Consider the following 20,200-nt stretch of genomic DNA (forward strand, 5'->3'; position numbering starts at 1 on the left):
GCCCCCCGGTGCCCGTGCGGCGCCGGCCGCCTCCCCGCCGGCGGCAACCGCGGGCCGCGGCCGTTCGGGCCCGCGGGGGGGGGGGGGGGGCCCCGCCCCCCCCCCCCCCCCCCCCCCCACGGCCGGCCGTCGTGTCAGTCGTGCCGTCGGGTCAGTCGGTCGCCTTGGCGGCGGCCTCGATCTGGTTGGTGACCACGCCCGCGTCGGTGACCATGGACAGGTGAGGCGCGTTGATCTCGGTCGTGTGCGCCTTGGCCCTCCTGGACATGGCGATCTGCTGGGCGGCGGGGATGACGGCGTCCTGCTTGCCGACCACCGACCACGAGGGGATGGTCAGCCAGGCGGGCTCCTTGGACTCCTCGACCAGGGCACCGAAGGCCAGCGGACGCTGCCGGGAGGCCAGCACCGCCACGTCCTTGGCGGAAATGCTCTTGTCGGCGAACGCCTTGCCGAAGATCGACGGCTTCACGTAGAGGTTCACGTTGTGCGGGTCGTCACCGGGGATCGCGACCTGGTCGAAGACGGTGGACACGTCGGCGGCGAAGATCGAGCCCGGCACGGCCGAGGTCAGCGACAGCACGGTGTCGTGCTCGTCCGGGATGTACGCGTCGACGTAGACCAGGGCCTTGACCTGCTCGTCGCCCCGGGCGGCGTTCGTGATGACCATGCCGCCGTACGAGTGCCCGACGAGGACGATCGGTCCGGTGATGGTGTCCAGGTAGGCGCGCAGGTTGGCGGCGTCGTTCTCCACGCCGGACAGCAGATTCGGCGGCGTGACCACCCGGTAGCCGTCGTGCTGGAGCTTGGCCGCCACCTTGTCCCAGCTCGACCCGTCCGCCCACGCCCCGTGCACGAGCACGACTGTCGGCTTGGCCGTTGCGGGCCGTGAGTGCAGGGTGTGAGCCGTCGAGGCCTGTGCGGTGCCGATACCGGCACCACCCAGGGTGAGCGCGCCGATGACCACGCCCACGGAGATGAGACGCCGCCGGGAAAACAATTTCACGGTGTTTCCTTTCACTTACTTCGCGCAGAAGTCGAGCAGGGCGGCGTTGACCTGATCGCTGTGGGTCCAGGCAATGGCGTGCGGCCCGCCCTCGATGACGAGCAGGCGCGAATCCGCGATGAAGGCGGACAGTCGCTGGCCGGTGACCCCGATGGGTAGGACCCGGTCCTGGTCGCCCTGGATCACGAGGACCGGCACGTCGATCTTGGGCAGGTCGGCGCGGAAATCGGTGAGCCACGTCGGGATGCAGGCCACCGCGGCGACGGGGGATCCGGCCACCGCCACGTTCACACTCGCCTGGAACGCCTCCTCGCTCACCAGCGAACCGCCGTAGACGTCGACGTTGTAGAAGTTCTCCAGGAACTGCTTGAGCCATCCGTTCCGGTCCGCCCGCGCGGCCTGGATGAACCCGTCGAACAACGACTGCGGTGCGCCTTCGGGGTTGTCGTCGGTCTTGAGGAGAAACGGTGGGATCGGCGACATCAGCACAGCCTTCGCGACCCGGTCGGTGCCGTGACGACCCAGGTAGCGGGCAACGTCGCCGGTCCCCATCGAGTGACCCACGAGGATCGCGTCGCGTACGTCCAGTTGCGTGAGCAGCGCGTTCAGGTCGTCGGCGAACGTGTCGACGTCGTATCCACCGTCGGGCTGGCTGGAATTGCCCCAACCCCGCCGGTCATACGTGATGGCCCGGTAACCGGCCGCGACCAGTGCGGAGACCTGCTTTTCCAGGCCTGCCCACTCAGCGGGTAGCCGTGGCTGAGTACCACCGGCCTACCGGCACCGTGATCCTCGTAGTAGATCTCGATCGGGTCGGCTCCCTCTGAGCCAACTGTGACATGGGGCATGCGCACTCCTTGGGCTTGCGTTCCGCGTTGGAACCATGCCGAAGGTACGGAGATGGCACTGTTTCCCGAATCACCCGAACCACGTAGTCCCCGTTTCGGCGACCGACTCGACGGACAACGAGAAATGGGCGATGCGGTGGCGCCGCGGCGAATCGCAGGCTGGGCCGAAAAGCGAAGCCGCTGCCCTTCCATCCCTAGGATGTCAATCGTGACGACGCCCGACCGCAGGCCCCCGGACGCGCCGCGGTCCCGCTGCGAGTTCAAGGTCTTCGGCGGTCTCGGCTGTCGGCGGGACGGCTCGGATGTCGATCTCGGCCCGGTGCGCCAGCGGATCATCCTGGCCAAGCTCCTTGCCGCCGGCGGTGACGCGGTCAGCCTCGACGCCATCATCGACGGCGTATGGGACGAACAGCCGCCGCCCAGCGCCGCCAACCAGGTCCACCGGCACGTCGGGCAGATCCGGCGGATCTTCGAACCGGATTTGGACGTCCGCGAAACCGGTCGCTACCTCCTACCGGCCGGTACGGGTTACCGATTGGTCCTTGCGACCGAGGACTCCGATCTGGCCATGTATCGCGAGTTGGTTCGACGGGCCCGCGCAGCGCTCGCCGGCGGTGACGTCATGGCCGGCGTCCGGGCGTACCTGACCGCTCTGGAGCTTGGCCGCAGCCCCGCGTTCACCGACCTCCCCGCCAGTGCGTCGAGTTCGCCGGAGTTCGTCGCCATCGAACGGGAGCGTGTCGCGGTGGCGATCGCCGCCAGCGAGGCGGCGATCGCCAACGGCATGGCCGACACCGTGTTGACCCCACTGCTGAGCGTGGCCGCCGCGGTGCCGCTGGACGAGGCGCTACAGGCGTGCCTGATGCGCGCGTACGTGGCCACCGGTCACCGGGCGGAGGGGGTGCGGGTCTTCGAGCGGACCCGTCAACGTCTCGCCGAGGAGCTGGGGGTCGACCCGGGGCCGGAGCTGCGCGAGGCGTACCGGGAGCTGCTCGCCAGCGGCTGGACTCTGCAGGAGGAACTGCGCCCGCCCGAGGCTCTCCGGCCCGCGCAGCTGCCGCCGCAGGTCGCGGGCTTCGTGCGCCGAAGCGACGTGGCCGCCGTGCTCGACGAGCAACTGTCCGACGGTTTCGGCGACGCGGCCGTCGTGATCACCGTGCTCGGCGGCATGGGTGGCATCGGAAAGACCGCGCTCGCCGTGCACTGGGCCCACCAGATCGCCAGCGACTTCCCCGACGGCCAGTTGTTTCTGAACCTGCGGGGTCTCGATCCGGACGGGCGCGTCATGTCACCGGAGGAGGCGCTCGCCACGTTGCTGGCGTCCCTGGGCGAGCCCGCGGTCTCGTCACCGCAGGAGACCGTCGACGCGCAGGCAGCCCGTTACCGCAGCCGCCTCTTCGGTCGTCGACTCCTGATCCTCCTGGACAACGCGCGCGACTCCGCCCAGGTCCGCCCGCTGCTGCCGGCCACCCGGGGCTGCCTGGTCATCGTGACGAGCCGCAACCGGATGGCCAGCCTGGCGACCCGGGAGGGCGCACGGTACCTGCACGTCGATCGGCTGACCGGGGCCGAGTCCCGACAGCTTCTGATCAACCGCCTCGGGGCCCGTCGCGCCACAGCGAATCCGGAGGCCCTGGACAGGGTCGTCACGCTCTGCGCCGGGCTGCCGCTCGCACTGGCGATCGTCGCGGCCCGCGTGGCCCTCAACCCGGCCCTGCCGTTGAGCGCGGCCGTCGACGACGTCTCCGCGCCCTCCGCCCGACTCGACGCGTTGTCCAGCGTGGACTCATCCGACGATGTCCGATCGGTGTTCTCGTGGTCGTACCGGGCCCTTGATCCCGCCACGGCGCAGGCGTTCCGTGCTCTCGCCGTCCACCCGGGGCCGGGGATCCCGCTGGAGTCGGCGGCCAGCGTCGCCGGAGTCGGTCGCGCACAGGCGCGCGCACTGCTCATGGACCTGGTGACCGCGAATCTGCTCGACGAGTCCCAGGCCGGGCGGTACGTGCTGCACGACCTGTTGCGGGCCTACGCGGGCGAACTCCTCGACGAGGATCAGGAACGACCGGAGTGCGAGCGGCGGCTCATCACGCATTACCTGCACTCGGCCCGCGCCGCGTACGCGAGACACCACCGACAGCCGATCGGCGACGTCGGCGAGCCGCCGTCAGAGGTGACACCTGAGTCGTTCGACAGCGTGCCACAGGCTGCCGCCTGGTACGCGCGGGAACGCGCCGCGCTGTGGGCGACCATCGACCTGGCCCTCGCGCACGGCCTGGGGCGTGACGCGGCGGCCATGGTCCTCGCCGCCTCGGCACCGGGCAGCAACTCCATACCCCCGGGCCGGACACCGACCGTACTCGCGATCCTCGATCTGGTCAGCGTGCTCGGTGAGCCGCTGGTGGAGGCCGAACTTCTGCGTACCGTCGGTGAGGTTCTCGCCCCGCTGCCGCAGGCCGACGACCACCTGCGTCGAGCCCTGTCCATCTTCGAGGGCGCCGGAGAGTTGACCGGACAGGCCGAGGTCCTGCGTAACCTCGCCGTGCTGTCGTTGTCGCGTGGCGACCACGACGCCGCCACCGCGTACGGCGACCGCTCGGTGGCTCTTGCCCGCCGGACGGGGCACCAGGAACTGCTGGCCGTCTCGCTGCTGACACTCACGAGGGCGCTCCTGGGGTCCGACCGGTTCGAGACCGGCACCCGGCTCGCCGACGAAGGACTGGCCATAGCCGTGGCGCAGCACCTCGATCACCTGAAGATCTACTACGCACAGCTCGTCGCCGAGTCGTCCTGGAAACTCGGCCGCCTCGACCAGGCGGTGAAGGTGTCGGAGTGGGGACTGACGGAAGGCGTCTGTGAGTCGGACGGTCCCCGGTGTGCCGTCGCGGCGATCCTCGCGCGGGCCGCGTTCGATCTGGGTGACCTGGTGCGTGCGGAACGGGGGTGCCAGCAGTTCGAGAACCTGATCGCGGACAACGGCTTCCGGGAACTGATCGAGTTCGCCGGCATGGAGCAGGCCGAGACATACCGGACAATGGTCGCGTATGTCCGGGCCCGCCTGAGCTTGATGAGGGGCGCGTCCTGAGCGCGTAGGGCGAGCACTCAGTCTGCACTCGTCGTGCACCACGGCGCGATCGGATGGTCGTCGAGACCCCGAACCTCGCCCGAGGAGCACCATGCGCCGTGTCGTAGCCGAGCCTGCCCGAGTCCGTCCCGACGCGGTACTGACCCCGCGGCAGGAACAGATCGCCCTCCTGGTGGCGGCCGGCTCCACGAACGTCGAGGTCGCGACGGACCTGGTCATCAGCACTCACACCGTCAAACATCACCTCCGCGGAGTGTTCCACCGGCTCGGCGTCGCATCCCGCCGCGAACTACGCAGCAGGCTGGCCGGCCACGACACGACCAACCACCTCACCCAGAGCCGCTGCCTGACCAGCCAGGAGCGGGACATCGCCCGGCGGGTCTCGAACGGCGCCTCCAACCGTGAGGTGGCGGCCCAGATGTTCATCAGCCCGAGCACTGTGGACTATCACCTGCGCAAGATTTTTCGCAAGCTCGGCATCACCTCGCGCCGCGAGCTGGCGGGACGGGACGCACCTGCCGTACCCCGATCGGACGGCGCACCGCCGGTCGTGGCGAGGCCGTTGCGGTGTGAGGCGTAACGAGGTGTTCGTCTGACCGACGACTCGGCTTGACGTCTCCGTCAGAACTATCTACATCAATATGATGATGACGGAACAGCACCCACACCACTGCCATCACGACCACGGATCCGACGACGACGCGCCGTACGGTCAGGTCGAGCTCCCCGCGGGCTTCGGCCGACGGGCGCTTCTGGCCGGCGCTGGCGGCACGCTGATGCTGGCCGCGCTGCCGACCGCCGCCAGAGCGGCCACCACGACGATGGCCGGCGGCCCGACCGCGGCGGACGGCGCCAGCCGGTCGTCCCGGATCACGCAGGGCACGACGTTGGTCCACGCGGACATGCACAACCACACGGTCATGTCCGACGGTGACGGCAGCGCCCAAGCCGCGTTCGCGTCGATGCGCGAGGCCGGTCTGGACGTCGCGGCCCTGACCGATCACGCCACTCTCTTCGCCATCGACGGGCTCAGCTCGTCCGAGTGGCGGACCACCGGCGACCTGGCCAACGCCGCCAACGACCCGGGTCAGTTCACCGCCGTCCGCGGGTTCGAGTGGTCGCACCCGTTGCAGGGGCACATCAACGTCTGGAACACCTCCGACTTCGCCGACCTGTTGCGGGCCAGCAGCCCCGGCAGCCTGTACGACTGGCTCGCCGGCCGACCCGGGGGCCTGGCGAGCTTCAACCACCCCGGCCGGGAGGCGGGCCGGTTCAACAACTTCTCCTTCAACGCCTCGGCCCGGAATCAACTCGTGGGGCTGGAGATGTTCAACCGGACCGACGACTTTCTCTTCGAGGGTTGGTCGTCGGGCGCGACGTCACCGCTGGTGGCCTGCCTGAACGCCGGTTGGCGGCCGGCTCTGACCGGCGTCACCGACGAGCACGGCACCAGTTGGGGCTTCCACGAGGGTAAGGGCCGCAGCGGACTGTGGGTCGCCGAGAACACCCGGGCCGCGGTGTTCGAGGCGATGGCCGCCCGCCGCTCCTTCGCCACGCGCGTCTCGGGCCTACGGGTGGACGCCACCGCCAACGGCGTACGCATGGGTGGGGTGCTGAACGTGACCTCTGGCGACGTCCGGTTCCTGCTGGATCTGGACCGCGGCCCGGCCTGGGACGGTAAGCCCCTGCGGATCCAGGTCCTCCGTCCCGGCACCTCGGTGCCGACCGTCGTCGACGTCATCGACACCGTCAACGGTCAGGTCACCGACTTCACAGTGCCCCTCGACGCCACCGACGGCGACTGGGTGGTGCTCCGGATCTCCGACCCGTCGGCGCCCAACGCCACCCCCGGCCCGGTCGGCCACCCGTGTAACGACTTCGCGGTGGCCTACACCAGCCCCTGGTGGCTCCAGCCCTGACCGGCATCCCGATCGGGATGCCGGGCAGCGTGACGGGGAGGTGGCTCTCGCCTCGGTCTGTCTACGATCGGCGACAGCACGGTCGGTATTCTGCACCCGTCATCCGACAACCTCCCCTGCGCGTGTTCGTGCTCGGTGACCTGAGCGCCCAGGGATGCGGCCCCTGAGAGGACCCGGCGATGAGCCTGTCGTTCCCGTTGCACCAGAATCCGAGCCCGGCGAGCGCGCAGCGGCGAGCCGAGATCATGGCCAATCCGGGGTTCGGCACGTACTTCACCGACCACATGGCACGGGCGGTGTGGAGGCCCGACGGCGGCTGGCAGGACTCCGAGATCATCCCCTTCGGTCCGATCCTCATGCACCCGGCGGCGGCCGTACTGCACTACGCCCAGGAGGTCTTCGAGGGGATGAAGGCTTACCGGCACCGTGACGGCTCGATCTGGTCGTTCCGGCCGCATGCCAACGCGGAGCGCTTCGCGCGGTCCGCCCGGCGACTGGCACTGCCCGAGCTGCCGGTGCCGGACTTCATGGCCTCGGTCGAAGGGCTGGTCCGCGCGGATCAGGTGTGGGTGCCGAACGAGGACGAGTACAGCGTCTACCTGCGGCCCTTCATGTTCGGCTCCGAGCCGTTCCTGGGGGTTCGGCCGGCGAAGGAGATCACCTACATGGTGATCGCCTGCCCGGTCGGCGCGTACTTCTCCGGTGGCGTCAAGCCGGTCTCCATCTGGCTCTCCACCGAGTACACCCGGGCGGCGCGGGGCGGCACGGGCGAGGCGAAGTGCGGCGGCAACTACGCCTCCAGCCTGGCGCCGATGGTCGAGGCCGCCGAGCACGGCTGTGAGCAGGTCTGTTTCCTGGACGCCGCCGAGGGTCGCTACGTGGAGGAGCTCGGCGGCATGAACCTCTACTTCATCACCGCCGACGGACGGATCGTCACCCCGGCACTCGGCACCATCCTCGAAGGCGTCACCCGGGCGTCGATCCTCATCCTCGCCAAGGATCTGGGCCTGGAGGTCGAGGAGCGCCCGGTGGAGATCCGGGAATGGCAGGAGGGTGTGGCCTCCGGCGCGATCACCGAGGTCTTCGCGTGTGGCACCGGCGCGGTGGTCACGCCGGTCGGACGCCTGGTCTGGGAGGGCGGCGAGGTGACGGCCCCGAACGCCGGCGCGGAGGACTCGGTGACCATGCGGCTGCGCAGCCACCTGCTCGACATCCAGTACGGTCGGGCCGCCGACCCGTACGGGTGGATGACCCGCCTCGTCTGACGGGGAACGCCCGGCCCCATCCCGACGGCCGCTCGGGCCAGCCGCTGCTGCCCGCTGTGGCTCCACCGGCGGGCGTACGCCTCACGGCGTGCGGTAATGGCCGGTGAGCCGGCCGAGCTTCATGGCCAGGTGCAGGCACAGCCGTTCGTTGCCGTCCTTGAGGTCGGTCCCGGCGAGCTGTTCCACCCGTTGCAGCCGGTAGTAGAGGGTCGTCCGGTGCAGGCGGAGCTTCTCGGCGGTGGCGTGCGCGTTGCCCGCCAGGTCCAGGTAGGCCTCCAGGGTCTCCAGCAGCACCTGGTGGGCATCGTCGCGCAGCAACCGCTCCAGCCCGGGGTGGACGCCCGCGACGGTGAGGTGCCGACTGTCCAGTTGGGACAGCACCCGGTAGATGCCGAGGCCGGCCCAGGAGACCACGCCGCCCAGCGCGGGCAGTTGCGTGCCGACCCGGGCGGCCTGCGCGCCCTCCTGGTAGGACTCCAGAGCGTCGGACAGCCCGCCACGGGGCTGGCCGATTCCGGTCACCGTCCGTTCCACCGAGGCCAGGCCGCGGGTCGCGGTGCCCAGCGCGTCGTTGAGGTGCGCGGCGGAGGCTTCCGGCGAGGGTCGGCCGGCGACCCGGTCGCCGCAGACCAGCAGCACCCCGTGGTCGTGCCAGACCAGGTGCAACGTCTCCCGCACGCCGATCCAGCGGCGGGTGTTGACCAGGGCCTGTTCCAGGGCGATCCGGGCCACCTCGTCGGGCTGCCGCCCGGCCGCCGGCACGAGCTGGGCGACGAGCGCGACCGTCGGCCCGTCGGCGACCACCACGCCCTCCTCCAGCAGCGCCCGCGCCGCGTGCTCGCGCGCCTGCCGGCTCTCCACCAGCAGGGTGCGGGTGGCCTCGGTCTCCCGCTGGGAGGCGAGCTCACCGAGCAGGTTCTCCCGGTACAGGGCCAGCGACAGGTCGGCGAACGGGCCGGTCGCGGTGGCGATGTCGGCATCGGTCATCGAACCGTCCGCGTCGATGAACCAGACGAACCCGAGCAGCAGGTCGTCGTGCCGGATCGGCACACACACCCTGGCCAGCAGGTCCAGTTCGGCGCAGGCGGGGGTACGGATCGGCGCGTGGGCCGTGAGCACGCCCATGCCCCGGAACCAGGCGATCACCTCCGGCGTCGTCTGCCGGCGCAGGATCGACGTGCGCCGGACGTCGTCCATCGGACCGTCGTGCTCGCTGTAGGCGACCACCCGCTGCCGGCGATCCTCGATGAGGGCGGGTCGCCCCACCCGGGCGGCGACGGCGTCGACGATTCGCTGGAGCTCACCGTGCATAAAACTCCCCTGGTTGCGCTGCGTGACAGGGATCGCGCGACCGCCAGTCCTTACCCTCCGGTGCCGATGGGTCATCGCGCAAGGTCCACTGTCGAAGTCACGACAAAAAGACGGGCGATGACGCGGCTGTTCCGGCATCTGTCCGAAGACCGCGGCGACGGGCGTTCCTAGGGTTCCGGTACGGATCACGTCGGCGCGCCACACCTGGCGGCGCCGGCGGAGAGGGGGCTTGCGAGTGGAAACTGGTAGGCCCTGGCGGGGCGTGTTGGTCTCCATCACCACGCCGTTCCGCGCCGACCTGTCGGTCGATGTCGACAAGCTCCAGGAACACGTGCGCTGGCTCGCTGCCGAGGGGTGCCACGGGGTCGTGCCGTGCGCGTCGGTGGGGGAGTACCGGGCGCTCACCGACGACGAGCGGGCCGCCGTGGTTCAGGCGACGGTGCAGGCCGCGCCGCCCGGCTGCGCGGTGGTGCCCGGCGTCGGTGGCTACGGCAGCAGGCAGGCCCGCCGCTGGACCCAGCAGGCCGCCGAGGCCGGTGCCCACGGCGTGCTGGCGCGGCCACCCGAGGGGCCCGCTGCCCGCGCCGCCGACGTGGTCGCCCACTATCGGGAGGTGGCGGCGGTCGGCCTGCCGGTGGTCGCGCACAACGATCCGTACGACACCCGGTTGGACCTCACGCCGGACCTGCTGGCGACCGTCGCCGAGATCGACGGGATCGTCGCGGTCAAGGAGGTCACCGGCGACGTCCGCAGGTTGCATCGCCTGCGGGACCTCTGCCCCCACGTCGACGTGCTGGTCGGCGCCGACGACGTGGTGCTCGAACTGATGCTGTGCGGCGCCACCGGATGGGTCGCCACCCTGCCCAACGCGCTGCCCCGCCAGGCCGTGCGCCTCTACGAGCTGTGCGTCGCCCGCGACCTGGGCCGGGCGCTGCCGCTCTACGCCGAACTGCACCCCATCCTCGGTTGGTCCTCCCGGCCCGAGTCGGTGCAGGCCGTCAAGCTCGCCATGGAGTGCGCCGGACGCTTCGGAGGGCGGTGCCGCCCACCGCGCGGACCCCTGTCCGAGGCCGCCCTCGACCGGGTACGCCGCGACGTGCGGCGGGCCCTGGCGGCGAGCACCGAACCGGTTCCCGGAGCCTCCCCTGGCGCAGCCGTCGGGGCGTCGGTCCTTCAGGTGTCGGAAGTGGCCGGCTCACCTGCCGACATCTGCACGGTGACCGGCACCGACCCGCCCTCCTAGATTCGCTGCGCGGCTTGCTGACAGGCGCTCCGCGAAAGCCCCCACCGGGGCGCCGGCACCGCGTTTCCTCCGACGAGAGGTGATTTCGTGCACCGTACCCCCAACCGAGCCCGGCTGAGGCGGGCCGTGCTGGCCGCCGCCGTGGCGACCACGCTCGTGGCGACCGGGGCGGCGCAGGCCGCCGCGGCCCCGGCCAACCCGGCCGGCGGCACCGCGCCGTTCCAGGTCCTCGATCCGCAGGCCTGGCAGAACCCGGACACGATGACCTGGAACGACTACAAGGCCGTGCCCGGCAAGAACTGGGCCGACCCGAGCGTGTCCGGCTCGGTCCGCAACTTCAAGATCGCTTTGGTGGCGCTCGACTATCCGGACGAGACGTTCGCGGTCTCCCAGCGGGCCCGATCGACGGTCTTCGGCAACCCCCAGTCCGTCGCGACCAACATTCCCCGGGCGGACGTGCCGACGTTCTACCAGGACTTCCTGAACACCCCGAACACCCTCAACAAGGGTCACACCCTGCACGAGTACTGGATGCAGGACTCCAACGGCCGCTACGGCGTCGACCTCACCGGGTTCGGGCCGTACCAGATGCCGGCCAAGTCCTACCAGTACGGTCTGGACAACGGGTTCAACCCGGGCGCCTGCCCGAGCGGGGACGTCTGCGGCAAGAACATCCGCACCGACGGCCTGGGCGCCTGGCGGGCGGCTGTCGGCGAGGAGGTCGCCAACCAGTACGAGTTGGTGTTCATCCTCAGCGCCGGCCAGGACGAGTCGTCGACCTGGCAGGAGTTCGGTCAGATGATCTTCCAGAACAAGGAGGACGTGCCGGACGCCTGGGGCCCGCCGGACCCGAACCTGCCGAACTGGGCGAAGACCCGCTACGTGGACTGGACCTCGTGGAAAGCGGCGGCGACACTGTGGCCGAACGCCGGCGGCGGCTCCTCGACGCAGGGGGAGAGCTCCGGCATGGGCGTCTACGCCCACGAGCTGACCCATCTGCTGGGCATCGGCGACAACTACAACAACCCGTACGGCGAGCCGCTGCGCAGGGCGTACACCGGGATCTGGAGCATGATGTCGCGCGGGTCGTTCAATGGCCCGGGCGGTCCGCACACCCGCTGGCAGATCCCACCGACCAACGGCGGTTCGATGGGCTCACTGCACACCGTGCGGGACAAGCTCAAGATCGGCCTGCTCGGTGAGGAGCACGTGCTGCGGTTGTCGCGGGAGTCGTTGGCCTCCTCGGGTCTGGTGGTCGCACAGGTCACGGCTCGGGCGGTCGACGCCGGTCCGAAGGGTCTGACCGGCGTGAACATCGCCCTGAACAAGGACCTGTCGCCGACGTGCGGTGTCACCACCGACCCGTTGTGCGACGGTGGCAACTTCAACAACTACACCGTCGAGGTCGTCGACCGGATGGGCGCGGACTCGTTCACCCCGGACAGCGGTGTGCTGCTCAGCAAGACGAAGAACGCCGACAGCGCGCCGTTCCAGTGGGTGGTGGACGCCAACCCGCAGGACATCGACATGATCGACTTCTACCGGCCCGACGGCACCCCGCAGAAGATCACCATGGGGGACTACCGGCAGCTCTCCGACGCGCTGTTCCACGCCGGCGCGGACACCGGCAGCCAGTACGAGTACGTCGACGAGGCCAACCGGCTGCACTTCTACATCATCGACCTCAAGCGGGACTCGGCCGGCTCGCTGACCTACACCGTGGCGGTGCGTTCGCTCGACGGCACCGGCGGGCCGAGCAGCCACGGCGTGACGCTGGGCAAGGGCGAGGCGACCGGTGCCGGAAAGCCGACCAACCGCGGCGTGACCTGCTCGTTCGAGCTGACCAACACCGGCTCGTACTCGGCCGGCGGGCAGCAGCACCCGGAGAACGTCAGCGCGTACCTGAAGTCGGACGTCTACCGCCTGTCGGCGGAGGTCGCCGGCAAGGGCTGGCGGACCTGGCTGCCCAACCAACTCGCCACCGCGCAGTTCGGTAAGGCCACCACCGTCAAGGTGTCGGTGGGCGCCACCGCCGCCGCCGCGAACACCGGCTTCGTGAAGCTCACCGCGACCTCGGAGAGCGACCCGACGAAGACGGAGACCAAGCAGTGCCGGGTCGAGAAGTCCTGACCGACGCCCACGGATGACCCCGCTCCTGCCGGGTCCGCGACGGCCTGCCGCCGCGGACCCGGCAGGCGGACGGAAGGAGGATGACGTGCGGCGAAGCACCATGGCTCTGCTGCCCCTGCTGCTGGTCGGCGCGACCGGCTGCGGTGCCGTCGGCGCTGCCGAGGAGGCGGTCTCCCCGACGACCGTCCGGGTCCTTGTTCGCGACATCAACATCCGGGCCGCGGGCGTGGACTGCGCCGGTACCGGCCCCTACCAGCACTTCCACAACCGGGCATCGTTCCGGGTGCTCGCCCCCGACGGAGCGGCGCTGGCCAGCGGGCGGCTGCCGGCGGGGACCGCCGTGGCCGCCTTCGCCGAGGACCTGGGGGTCGAGCGCCTACCCACCTACTGCGAGTTCGCCGTCGGTGTGCGCGTGCCGCAGCGGGACTCCTACCGGCTGGAGGTGGACGGCCAGCCGGCGCTCGACCTGACGCCGGACACCAGCGAGGGCCCGGCGCTGGTGGCGGTGGTCCCCTCATGAGGCGGGCACTCCTGCCGCTGGTGCTCGCGGCGGCGCTGCTGGGCGGATGCAGCACGCCCGAGCCAAAGCCCGCGCCGACGCCCGTCGGCGGCGCGGCGGCGCTGCCCGGGCCGGTCCCCGCCGACCTGGCGCTGCGCCCGGTGCCCGGCACCGCCCCGGCCGCCCCGGCATTCACCGGCGCGCTGACCGACGGCACACCGTTCGCCGCCGCCGAGCTGTGGGCCCAGCGCCCCGTCGTGCTCACCTTCTTCAGCTCCTGGTGCACCACCTGCGCCAGCAACCAGGCCGCCCTCAGTGAGCTGGCCCGCAGCTACCGGGACCGGGTGGTCTTCGTCGGCGTGGCCGGCGCGGACCAGGCCGACGAGGTCCAGGACTACCTCCGCGCCCACCGGGTGGAGTATCCGATCGTCGTGGACGACCAGCAGACGATCTGGCGTTCGTACGCGGTGCGGGAGCCACCCGCCGTCGTGCTGGTGGCCAAGGGCGGCGCCCTGCTCCGCGGCTGGCCGGGCGGTCTGGACGCCCCCACCCTCGACCGACGGCTGCGGGAGCTGGTGCTGGCCGACCAGCCGTAGTCCCGTCCCCCAGCACCTCGGTGCGGCGCCGACCCGGCACCGGTCGGCGCCGCACCGAGGCACGTGCGTACCCCGAGCGCCGCTGCCCGGCGACGACGGCCGCGCCCCGTCGAACCACATCCGGTGAACTTCCTACACGTGCAGGTGGTGGCACGAGGCCGTCGGCTCGTAGCGTACGCAGCCTCGGACACATCAAGGAGATTGCATGCCTACAGTGGGAACGCGCTGGCGCACCGGCGTGGCCGTACTGTCCGCGACCGTGCTCGCCGCCGCCCTCGGCGCGGCGCCGCAGGCGCAGGCGGCGGACGGCCCGCCGTCGATCGTCGTCCAGGACGGTGTCACCCAGCCGGTGTTCGGCTACGCCGACGCCATTCGGGAACGCCTGTTCATCGACTCCACCTTCGACAGCGACAACGACGGTCTGCGCGACATCATCGCGTTCGACCTGATGCGGCCGGCGGCCACCGCGCAGGGGCTCAAGGCCCCCGTGGTGATGGACGCCAGCCCGTACTACTCGACGGTCTGCCGAGGCAACGAGTCCGAGTGCAAGGCGGACCTCGACGGCGACGGGCTGCTCGACAAGTGGCCGCTGTTCTACGACAACTACTTCGTGCCGCGCGGCTACGCGGTCATCCTGCTGGACATGGTCGGCACCAACAACTCCACCGGCTGCCCGACCACCAACGCCAACCAGGACAACCTCAGCGCCAAGCAGGCCATCAACTGGCTCAACGGTCGGGCCACCGCCCGTAACGCCGCCGGTGAGGTCGTGAAGGCCGACTGGCACAACGGCAGGACGGGGATGATCGGCAAGTCGTACGACGGCTCGCTGGCCATGGCCACGGCGGTGACCGGCGTGAAGGGCCTGACCACCGTCGTGCCCATCAGCGGACCGACCGAGTACTACGACTACGTGCGCAGCAACGGCGTGGTCACCCGTGGCAACAGCTACGTGTCGTCGCTGGCCAACACGGTCACCAACCCCGAGCGACGGGAGTACTGCAAGCCGGTGCGCGACGCGATCGGCGCCGCCGACGGCGACGAGCACGGCGACTACACGGCCTTCTGGAACGAGCGCAGCTACGTCAAGAAGGTCCCCAACGTCACCGCGAGTGTGCTGCTCTACCACGGTCTCAACGACGACAACGTCCGGCCGGACCACTTCAGCAAGTTCTGGTACGCGCTGGCGGAGAACAACGTGCCGCGCAAGCTGTGGCTGTCGCAGGAGGGCCACGTCGACCCGTTCGACTCGCGCCGCGCGGTGTGGGTGTCGACGCTGCACCGCTGGTTCGACTTCTGGTTGCAGGGTGTCGCCAACGGCATCATGGACGAGCCACGGGTGGACCTGGAGCGCTCCGCCGACGTGTGGGAGACCCACGCCGACTGGCCGATCCCCGGCAAGGCGGACACGGAGGTGTTCCTACAGCCCGGCACCACCGGCGCGGGCGGTCTCGGGCTGGTGCCCACCGCCAAGCCGGCGACCGGGGCGTTCCAGGACAGTCGCACGCAGAGCCAGAACACCATGATCCTCAACCCGGACGTGGTGCAGCCCAACCGGCTGGCCTTCCTCTCCGCGCCACTGACCGCGCCGCTGCACATCTCCGGCACGCCCACGGTGCAACTGCGGGCCTCCGCCGATCAGACCGACACCAACCTCGGGGCAATCCTGGTCGACTACGGCACCGACGAGCGGGTCGCGCACCGGGCCTCCGGCGAAGGGATCATCACCCTGGACACATCGGACTGCTGGGGCGAGAGCAGCCCGACCGACGACGGCTGCTACAAGCAGACCGCGAAGCGGGTGGCCACCGCCGACTACGAGCTGGTCACCAAGGGCATCATGGACGCCCAGAACCGGCAGTCGATCCGCGTCGCCGTGCCGCTGGTGCCGGGGGAGTCGTACAACTTCAGCTTCCCGCTGCTGCCCGAGGACTACGTCTTCAAGCCCGGCCACCGGATCGGCGTGATCATCGTGGCCAGCTACCCGCAGTACTCCAGCCAGGCGGACACCACCGCCGCGAACCTGCAGGTCTCCCTGAAGAGCAGCAACATCGTCCTGCCCGTGGTCGGCGGAACCGCCGCCGCGCACGCCGCCGGCCTCTGACCGGCTGATCGACGGGCCGGCGCGGCTCGTCACCGGGGCGGCCCGGCGATCAGTCCTCCCGCGAGGGCGGACGATCGCCGGGCCGTCCCGCTGGCCACACCTGGCTGCCGCGCGTTGCGCCTCGACGAACACTGGGTACGCGGCCGCCGGAGGAACCCCGTACGCTGGCGTGGTGATCGACTTCCGCGCGGCAGTTGAAGCACGCGATCCCGATGCCATGACGGCGGCCCTCGCCGACGACGTGGTCTTCCGCAGTCCGGTGGCGTTCAAGCCCTACCCGGGAAAGGCCATCACCGCGGCGATCCTGCGCGGCGTGCTACGGGTATTCGAGGACTTCCGCTACACCCGTGAGCTGAGCGGTGACGGGGGTCGCGATCACGCGCTGGTGTTCGAGGCGAGGATCGGCGACGTCGCCGTCGAAGGCTGCGACTTCCTGCACCTGGACGAGGCCGGCCTGATCGACGAGTTCACGGTCATGGTTCGCCCACTGTCCGCCGCGCAGACGCTGGCCGCCGCGATGGCCGCCCAGTTCGCGCAGATCCAGCGGGAGGCGAGCGCCGGTCGCTCGTCGGAAACCTCCGTCTGACCCACACCTCCCAGGTCGATGATCCACCGCGAGCGCCGGTCCACCACCGCGCCGGCGGCAGCGCGAGTGCCACCGCCGGCGCGGAGCGGCGTCACAGCCGGGAGGTGAAGGTGGCCAGGAACCTGTGCGGAGTCACCGCGCCGGTGTTGTCGAAGCAGATCACGTCGACGTCGGCGTTGGTGGTGTACGGCCAGGGTTGGGTGAGGTGGCAGTAGTTGCTGCCGGCGCCCTGCGCCACCACCTGGGCGTGCGTCTCCTTGATGCCGATCTGCGGGAAGGTCGCCAGGTAGCGACCGGAGGGCGCCAGCGGCGCCACGGTGTTCGCGCCGACGCCGAGCACCGAGTTGTCGTTGGTCGGCCCGCCGACGGCGGTACCCAGGTAGCCGAAGTACGAGGGTGGGCCGAGAGAGCCGATCACCGGCCGCCGGCGGTGGTACGAGAGGGCGAAGTCGGTGTTGACGAACGCGCCTGCCTGGTCGTAACAGAAGACGTACACCTGCACGCCGGTGCCGACCGCGTTCCAGGAGTAGACCTTGCAGCGGCGGGGACCGGCGTTCGGCTGCACGGCGGTGACCTGCACGTTGCCGGCCAGCAGATCGGCCAGTCCCACCCCGGGCAGCCGCACCAGGTACTGCCCGACGCCCAGCGGCCCGACCGTGTTCACGCCGCCGGTGGAGTTGTACGACTGCGCCACCAGGCCGCTGCTCCACTGCACGTACGCGTGGGAGGTGCCGGCCGGCAGTACGCCCGAGCTGGTCGTCCAGAGCACTGTGAACGGAGTGTCTTCGCGCGTGCCGCCCGGCCGGTGGCACTGCACGTCGACGATCTCGTCGGTGCCGGACTGGAACCAGCGGACCACCTCGCAGTAGTGACCGGTCCGGTTCACCGGGGTCACGTGCGGTACGCCACGTGAGCTGGCACCGATCTGTGGGAAACGGACCTGGAACCGGCCGGGTGCGAGCTTGATGCCGTCGGCCCAGGCGGCGGGGAAGGCGGTCTTCCAGCTGCCCCACTGCCGGCTGGTGTCCAGCACGGTCCAGACCGGCACGGTGGGGTCCTTGACGTACGCGAAGCCCCAGCGGTCGGCGGTGGCCGCCGCGGCCGGCGTGGGCGGCGCGAGTGCGCCGGCGGCCAGGACGGCCGCCAGTGCCGTGGTGACGAACGATCGGAGACGCATCTGTTCCTCCAGTCGACGGGAACATGTCGGAGAGGAGTGTGCGCGCAGTGATTCGATGGTCACAGTCGGCAACATCGCGCTCCGGTGTCGGCTGTGAGACCAACGCGGAGCAGCCGGCGCGCGACCGCCTGCTCAGCGGAGTTGGTCGGCCAGGTCGCGCACCGCGTCAGTGAACGCCTTCTCGGATTCGCACGGCCGGTGTCCTTTGATCGCTGGCGGGAAGATGTCGCCGGACGGAGGTGTGACGGCGTACGGGTCGCGTAGCCGCCGGTCCACTGTTGCCTCCCGGTCGAACGCCGCGGATGCCTTGTCGGGGCCGTGCGGTGCAAAGACGCGACCCCCGATGGGGTCGGTTTCCCGCCACAGATTCACCCACCGCCAGTCCACCCGGTCGGCGATCTCGTGGATCACCTCGTCACTGACGTACGCGGGAAAGAGGCGGGCGTACAACCGTCGCAGGGGCGACCCGTGGGTCAGCAGCCCGACCCGGTCGGTGACCCGCGGCGGCAGTTGGAGCAGTGTCGCGGCGAGCAGGACGGAGCCGTGGCTGTGCCCGGTGAGCACCACCGCGTTGCCGGAGTCGACGAGGTGGGTGATCCGGCAGGTCAGTTCGGGAACGGCACGTTCGGCGTAGCACGGCGGCGCGAACGGGTGCGCGGCTCTGGGCCAGAACGTGCCCAGGTCCCACAGCACGCCGACGTACCGGCGGAACCCGGGGGTGCGATGGGCGAAGATTCCACCGACGACCAGGCCGAGGATGAGGGCGGCGATCAGATAGCTGCCGACACCGATGACGAAGTAGACGAAGCTGACCGGCAACCCGACGTAGCGCTGGACCAGTTCGCCGGGAGGCGTCGGCAGCAGGCCGAGCGCGACCGCTGCCATACCGATCCCGGCGAGGCAGGCGTAGAGCACCGCAAGCGGCAACAGCCGCTCGGTGAACCGGGCCCGGGCCAGGGTTTTGCGCACCTGCCGCAGTCGCGGTGTGGCATCGGCCGGCGCGTCCGGAAAGTCACGAGCAACGCTGGCGGACGCGGCCCGGAACCGTCCCGGTCGTGACGCCACGGACACCACGCCGGCGACGGCCAGCGTCACCAGCACCGCCAGCGAGAAGCCGAGAATCGCCCAGACGCAGGCACGGGGCGGGCTGGTTATCAACGCCTCGGCGGTGGGCGCGCCCCTGTTCAGAAAATCGGAGACCCGATAGACCAGCTCAGCGGAGAACGTGATCGCCAGACTGATCGCGGCTACGGAGCTCGCCAGGGCGCCGAACCCGAGCGTGGGCGCGACATCGGGATCTCGACCCCGGTGCCAGAACAGCACCACCCCCAGGGCGGCCAGCAGCACTGCCTGACCGATGAACAGCCCGACGATGGTCAGGTTGTATCCGGGCAGCCCGTTCCGCTCCGGCCAGGAGTCCGAGCTGGTCAGGACGAGGATCCAGACCAGCACTGTCAGAGCGAGGGCGATCGTGCGGAGCGCGCCGACCAATCGGTCGAGCCGCAACTCCGTGGGCATGGTCAGGGGCGGGGTGCAGAGCAGAACCGCGCAGGTGATCAGCAGAAGCCCGGCGGCTGCCGTCAGCGCGACGGTGACGATCGACAGACCCTGTGCGGAGCGGGCTCCGAGCAGGCTGAGGTCCAGCGCGGCAAACGCCGCCGCGACGTGAATCGAGCGCAGTCGACCGACCAGCGGCTCGTTGTCCCACCGGCCGACGGCGGTGAGCCGGTCCGCCGCACGAGGCTGGTCGGCCGCGCGGAAGACGTCAGCGGGAAGCGCCGGGCGGGCGCTGAGCCCCCACACCAGGCTGATGGCCGCGGCCGGTGCCAGTGCGAGCACCGCCAGGCGTAGTCCGGCAGGACGCCCTCCGAGCCAGGAGAGCCAACTACGGCCGGCCAGGCACTCCGGTGAGGACATGCACTTCCACGCGACCACGTCCAGCGCTACCCCCACGATGCTCAGCACGTACATCAAGGTCAGGGTGAGCGCCAACAACCGGCACAGGGCCTTGATCACTGGGTCGGAGCCGGCTCCGGTGGGACGCATCCAGATGGCGAGGTTGATCAGCATGAAGGGCAACAGGATCACCATCGACAGCGTTCGCAGCGCGTTGCCGGCGGGCAGGTTGTTCCAGCGGTAGGCCTCGAGCGTCACCGCGCCCGCCTCGCCGTCCTCGCGGTTCTCCGGCCGCGGCCGGTAGAAGCCGCCCCGGTGGTCACCCGCCACCTGCTGCACGTGCGGTCGATCCAGCAGGTCATCCGGGCCGGTGGCGGACACCCCGTGCACCCGCAGTTCCACCAAGCCGTCGGCCCCGGCGCGCCCGCCCCCGTCTCGATGATCCATCCGGTAGCGGCCCCCCGGCGTGTACGAGGCTCACACCGACCCGCTCGGGTGATCCGACGGCGCCCGTGTGGCCCAACGGGCGTACCCCGCGAAG

14 protein-coding genes and 1 pseudogene are annotated in these 20,200 nt (G+C 70.5%); 10 read left to right on the forward strand and 5 right to left on the reverse strand.

The genetic code is table 11. The annotated features are described in order from the left end of the window. Positions 1–151 precede the first annotated feature (151 nt). Positions 152–1,003, reverse strand: a complete 852-nt coding sequence (locus ACZ6NZ_RS06705; protein WP_366608438.1) for an alpha/beta fold hydrolase — start codon at positions 1,001–1,003, stop codon at positions 152–154. A 15-nt stretch (positions 1,004–1,018) separates the two neighbouring features. Next, positions 1,019–1,851, reverse strand: a pseudogene (locus ACZ6NZ_RS06710) (alpha/beta fold hydrolase). Between the two features lie 208 nt (positions 1,852–2,059). On the opposite strand from ACZ6NZ_RS06710, the gene ACZ6NZ_RS06715 reads away from it, so the two are divergent. The 4 genes from ACZ6NZ_RS06715 to ACZ6NZ_RS06730 all read left to right on the forward strand — a co-directional run bounded on the left by ACZ6NZ_RS06715 (position 2,060) and on the right by ACZ6NZ_RS06730 (position 8,117). Further along, positions 2,060–4,933, forward strand: coding sequence for an AfsR/SARP family transcriptional regulator (locus tag ACZ6NZ_RS06715; RefSeq protein ID WP_465856437.1), 2,874 nt, complete (start codon positions 2,060–2,062; stop codon positions 4,931–4,933). 91 nt (positions 4,934–5,024) lie between these two features. Beyond that, the gene (locus ACZ6NZ_RS06720; protein ID WP_465856439.1) at positions 5,025–5,513 is read left to right on the forward strand and encodes a response regulator transcription factor; all 489 of its coding nucleotides are present in this window, start codon (positions 5,025–5,027) and stop codon (positions 5,511–5,513) included. 67 nt (positions 5,514–5,580) lie between these two features. Then, positions 5,581–6,852, forward strand: coding sequence for a CehA/McbA family metallohydrolase (locus tag ACZ6NZ_RS06725; protein WP_465856441.1), 1,272 nt, complete (start codon positions 5,581–5,583; stop codon positions 6,850–6,852). 179 nt (positions 6,853–7,031) lie between these two features. Continuing rightward, entirely contained in the window at positions 7,032–8,117 is a 1,086-nt protein-coding gene (locus tag ACZ6NZ_RS06730) for a branched-chain amino acid aminotransferase (protein ID WP_465856443.1), read from the forward strand. 81 nt (positions 8,118–8,198) lie between these two features. Here ACZ6NZ_RS06730 and ACZ6NZ_RS06735 read toward each other — a convergent pair whose 3' ends face one another. Then, positions 8,199–9,428 carry a PucR family transcriptional regulator gene (locus ACZ6NZ_RS06735; protein WP_465856445.1) on the reverse strand — a complete coding sequence of 410 codons (1,230 nt, stop codon included), beginning with the start codon at positions 9,426–9,428 and terminating at the stop codon, positions 8,199–8,201. A 235-nt stretch (positions 9,429–9,663) separates the two neighbouring features. Between ACZ6NZ_RS06735 and ACZ6NZ_RS06740 the strand changes: the two genes are divergently transcribed. The 6 genes from ACZ6NZ_RS06740 to ACZ6NZ_RS06765 all read left to right on the forward strand — a co-directional run bounded on the left by ACZ6NZ_RS06740 (position 9,664) and on the right by ACZ6NZ_RS06765 (position 16,586). Continuing rightward, positions 9,664–10,671, forward strand: a complete 1,008-nt coding sequence (locus ACZ6NZ_RS06740; protein WP_465856447.1) for a dihydrodipicolinate synthase family protein — start codon at positions 9,664–9,666, stop codon at positions 10,669–10,671. 87 nt (positions 10,672–10,758) lie between these two features. Next, positions 10,759–12,801: a M6 family metalloprotease domain-containing protein gene (locus ACZ6NZ_RS06745; RefSeq protein WP_465856449.1), complete on the forward strand. Its 2,043-nt coding sequence runs from the start codon at positions 10,759–10,761 to the stop codon at positions 12,799–12,801. An 85-nt stretch (positions 12,802–12,886) separates the two neighbouring features. After that, positions 12,887–13,321, forward strand: a complete 435-nt coding sequence (locus ACZ6NZ_RS06750) for a hypothetical protein (protein WP_366613349.1) — start codon at positions 12,887–12,889, stop codon at positions 13,319–13,321. After that, complete coding sequence (locus ACZ6NZ_RS06755; RefSeq protein WP_465856452.1) at positions 13,318–13,896, forward strand: TlpA family protein disulfide reductase; 579 nt, start codon at positions 13,318–13,320, stop codon at positions 13,894–13,896. The genes ACZ6NZ_RS06750 and ACZ6NZ_RS06755 overlap by 4 nt, the downstream gene beginning before the upstream one ends. 205 nt (positions 13,897–14,101) lie before the next feature. Then, positions 14,102–16,000, forward strand: coding sequence for a CocE/NonD family hydrolase (locus ACZ6NZ_RS06760; RefSeq protein ID WP_465856454.1), 1,899 nt, complete (start codon positions 14,102–14,104; stop codon positions 15,998–16,000). A gap of 172 nt (positions 16,001–16,172) precedes the next feature. Continuing rightward, on the forward strand, positions 16,173–16,586 hold the full coding sequence (locus ACZ6NZ_RS06765) for a nuclear transport factor 2 family protein (RefSeq protein WP_465856456.1): 414 nt from the start codon (positions 16,173–16,175) through the stop codon (positions 16,584–16,586). Positions 16,587–16,677: 91 nt separating this feature from the next. Here the strand turns inward: ACZ6NZ_RS06765 and ACZ6NZ_RS06770 are convergent, their stop codons facing one another. Together ACZ6NZ_RS06770 and ACZ6NZ_RS06775 are read right to left on the reverse strand one after the other, a co-directional pair. Continuing rightward, the gene (locus tag ACZ6NZ_RS06770; RefSeq protein WP_366613341.1) at positions 16,678–17,763 is read right to left on the reverse strand and encodes a hypothetical protein; all 1,086 of its coding nucleotides are present in this window, start codon (positions 17,761–17,763) and stop codon (positions 16,678–16,680) included. 132 nt (positions 17,764–17,895) lie between these two features. Continuing rightward, entirely contained in the window at positions 17,896–20,106 is a 2,211-nt protein-coding gene (locus ACZ6NZ_RS06775) for a hypothetical protein (protein ID WP_465856458.1), read from the reverse strand. Between the last annotated feature and the right edge of the window lie 94 nt (positions 20,107–20,200).

The organism is Micromonospora sp. NPDC047756 (assembly GCF_055587245.1).

Coding starts and splice junctions, on each gene's coding strand:
- ACZ6NZ_RS06720 (WP_465856439.1), top strand. CDS start 5,025: ATGCGCCGTGTCGTAGCCGAGCCTGCCCGAGTCCGTCCCGACGCGGTA.
- ACZ6NZ_RS06725 (WP_465856441.1), top strand. CDS start 5,581: ATGACGGAACAGCACCCACACCACTGCCATCACGACCACGGATCCGAC.
- ACZ6NZ_RS06730 (WP_465856443.1), top strand. CDS start 7,032: ATGAGCCTGTCGTTCCCGTTGCACCAGAATCCGAGCCCGGCGAGCGCG.
- ACZ6NZ_RS06735 (WP_465856445.1), bottom strand. CDS start 9,428: ATGCACGGTGAGCTCCAGCGAATCGTCGACGCCGTCGCCGCCCGGGTG.
- ACZ6NZ_RS06755 (WP_465856452.1), top strand. CDS start 13,318: ATGAGGCGGGCACTCCTGCCGCTGGTGCTCGCGGCGGCGCTGCTGGGC.
- ACZ6NZ_RS06760 (WP_465856454.1), top strand. CDS start 14,102: ATGCCTACAGTGGGAACGCGCTGGCGCACCGGCGTGGCCGTACTGTCC.
- ACZ6NZ_RS06770 (WP_366613341.1), bottom strand. CDS start 17,763: ATGCGTCTCCGATCGTTCGTCACCACGGCACTGGCGGCCGTCCTGGCC.
- ACZ6NZ_RS06775 (WP_465856458.1), bottom strand. CDS start 20,106: ATGGATCATCGAGACGGGGGCGGGCGCGCCGGGGCCGACGGCTTGGTG.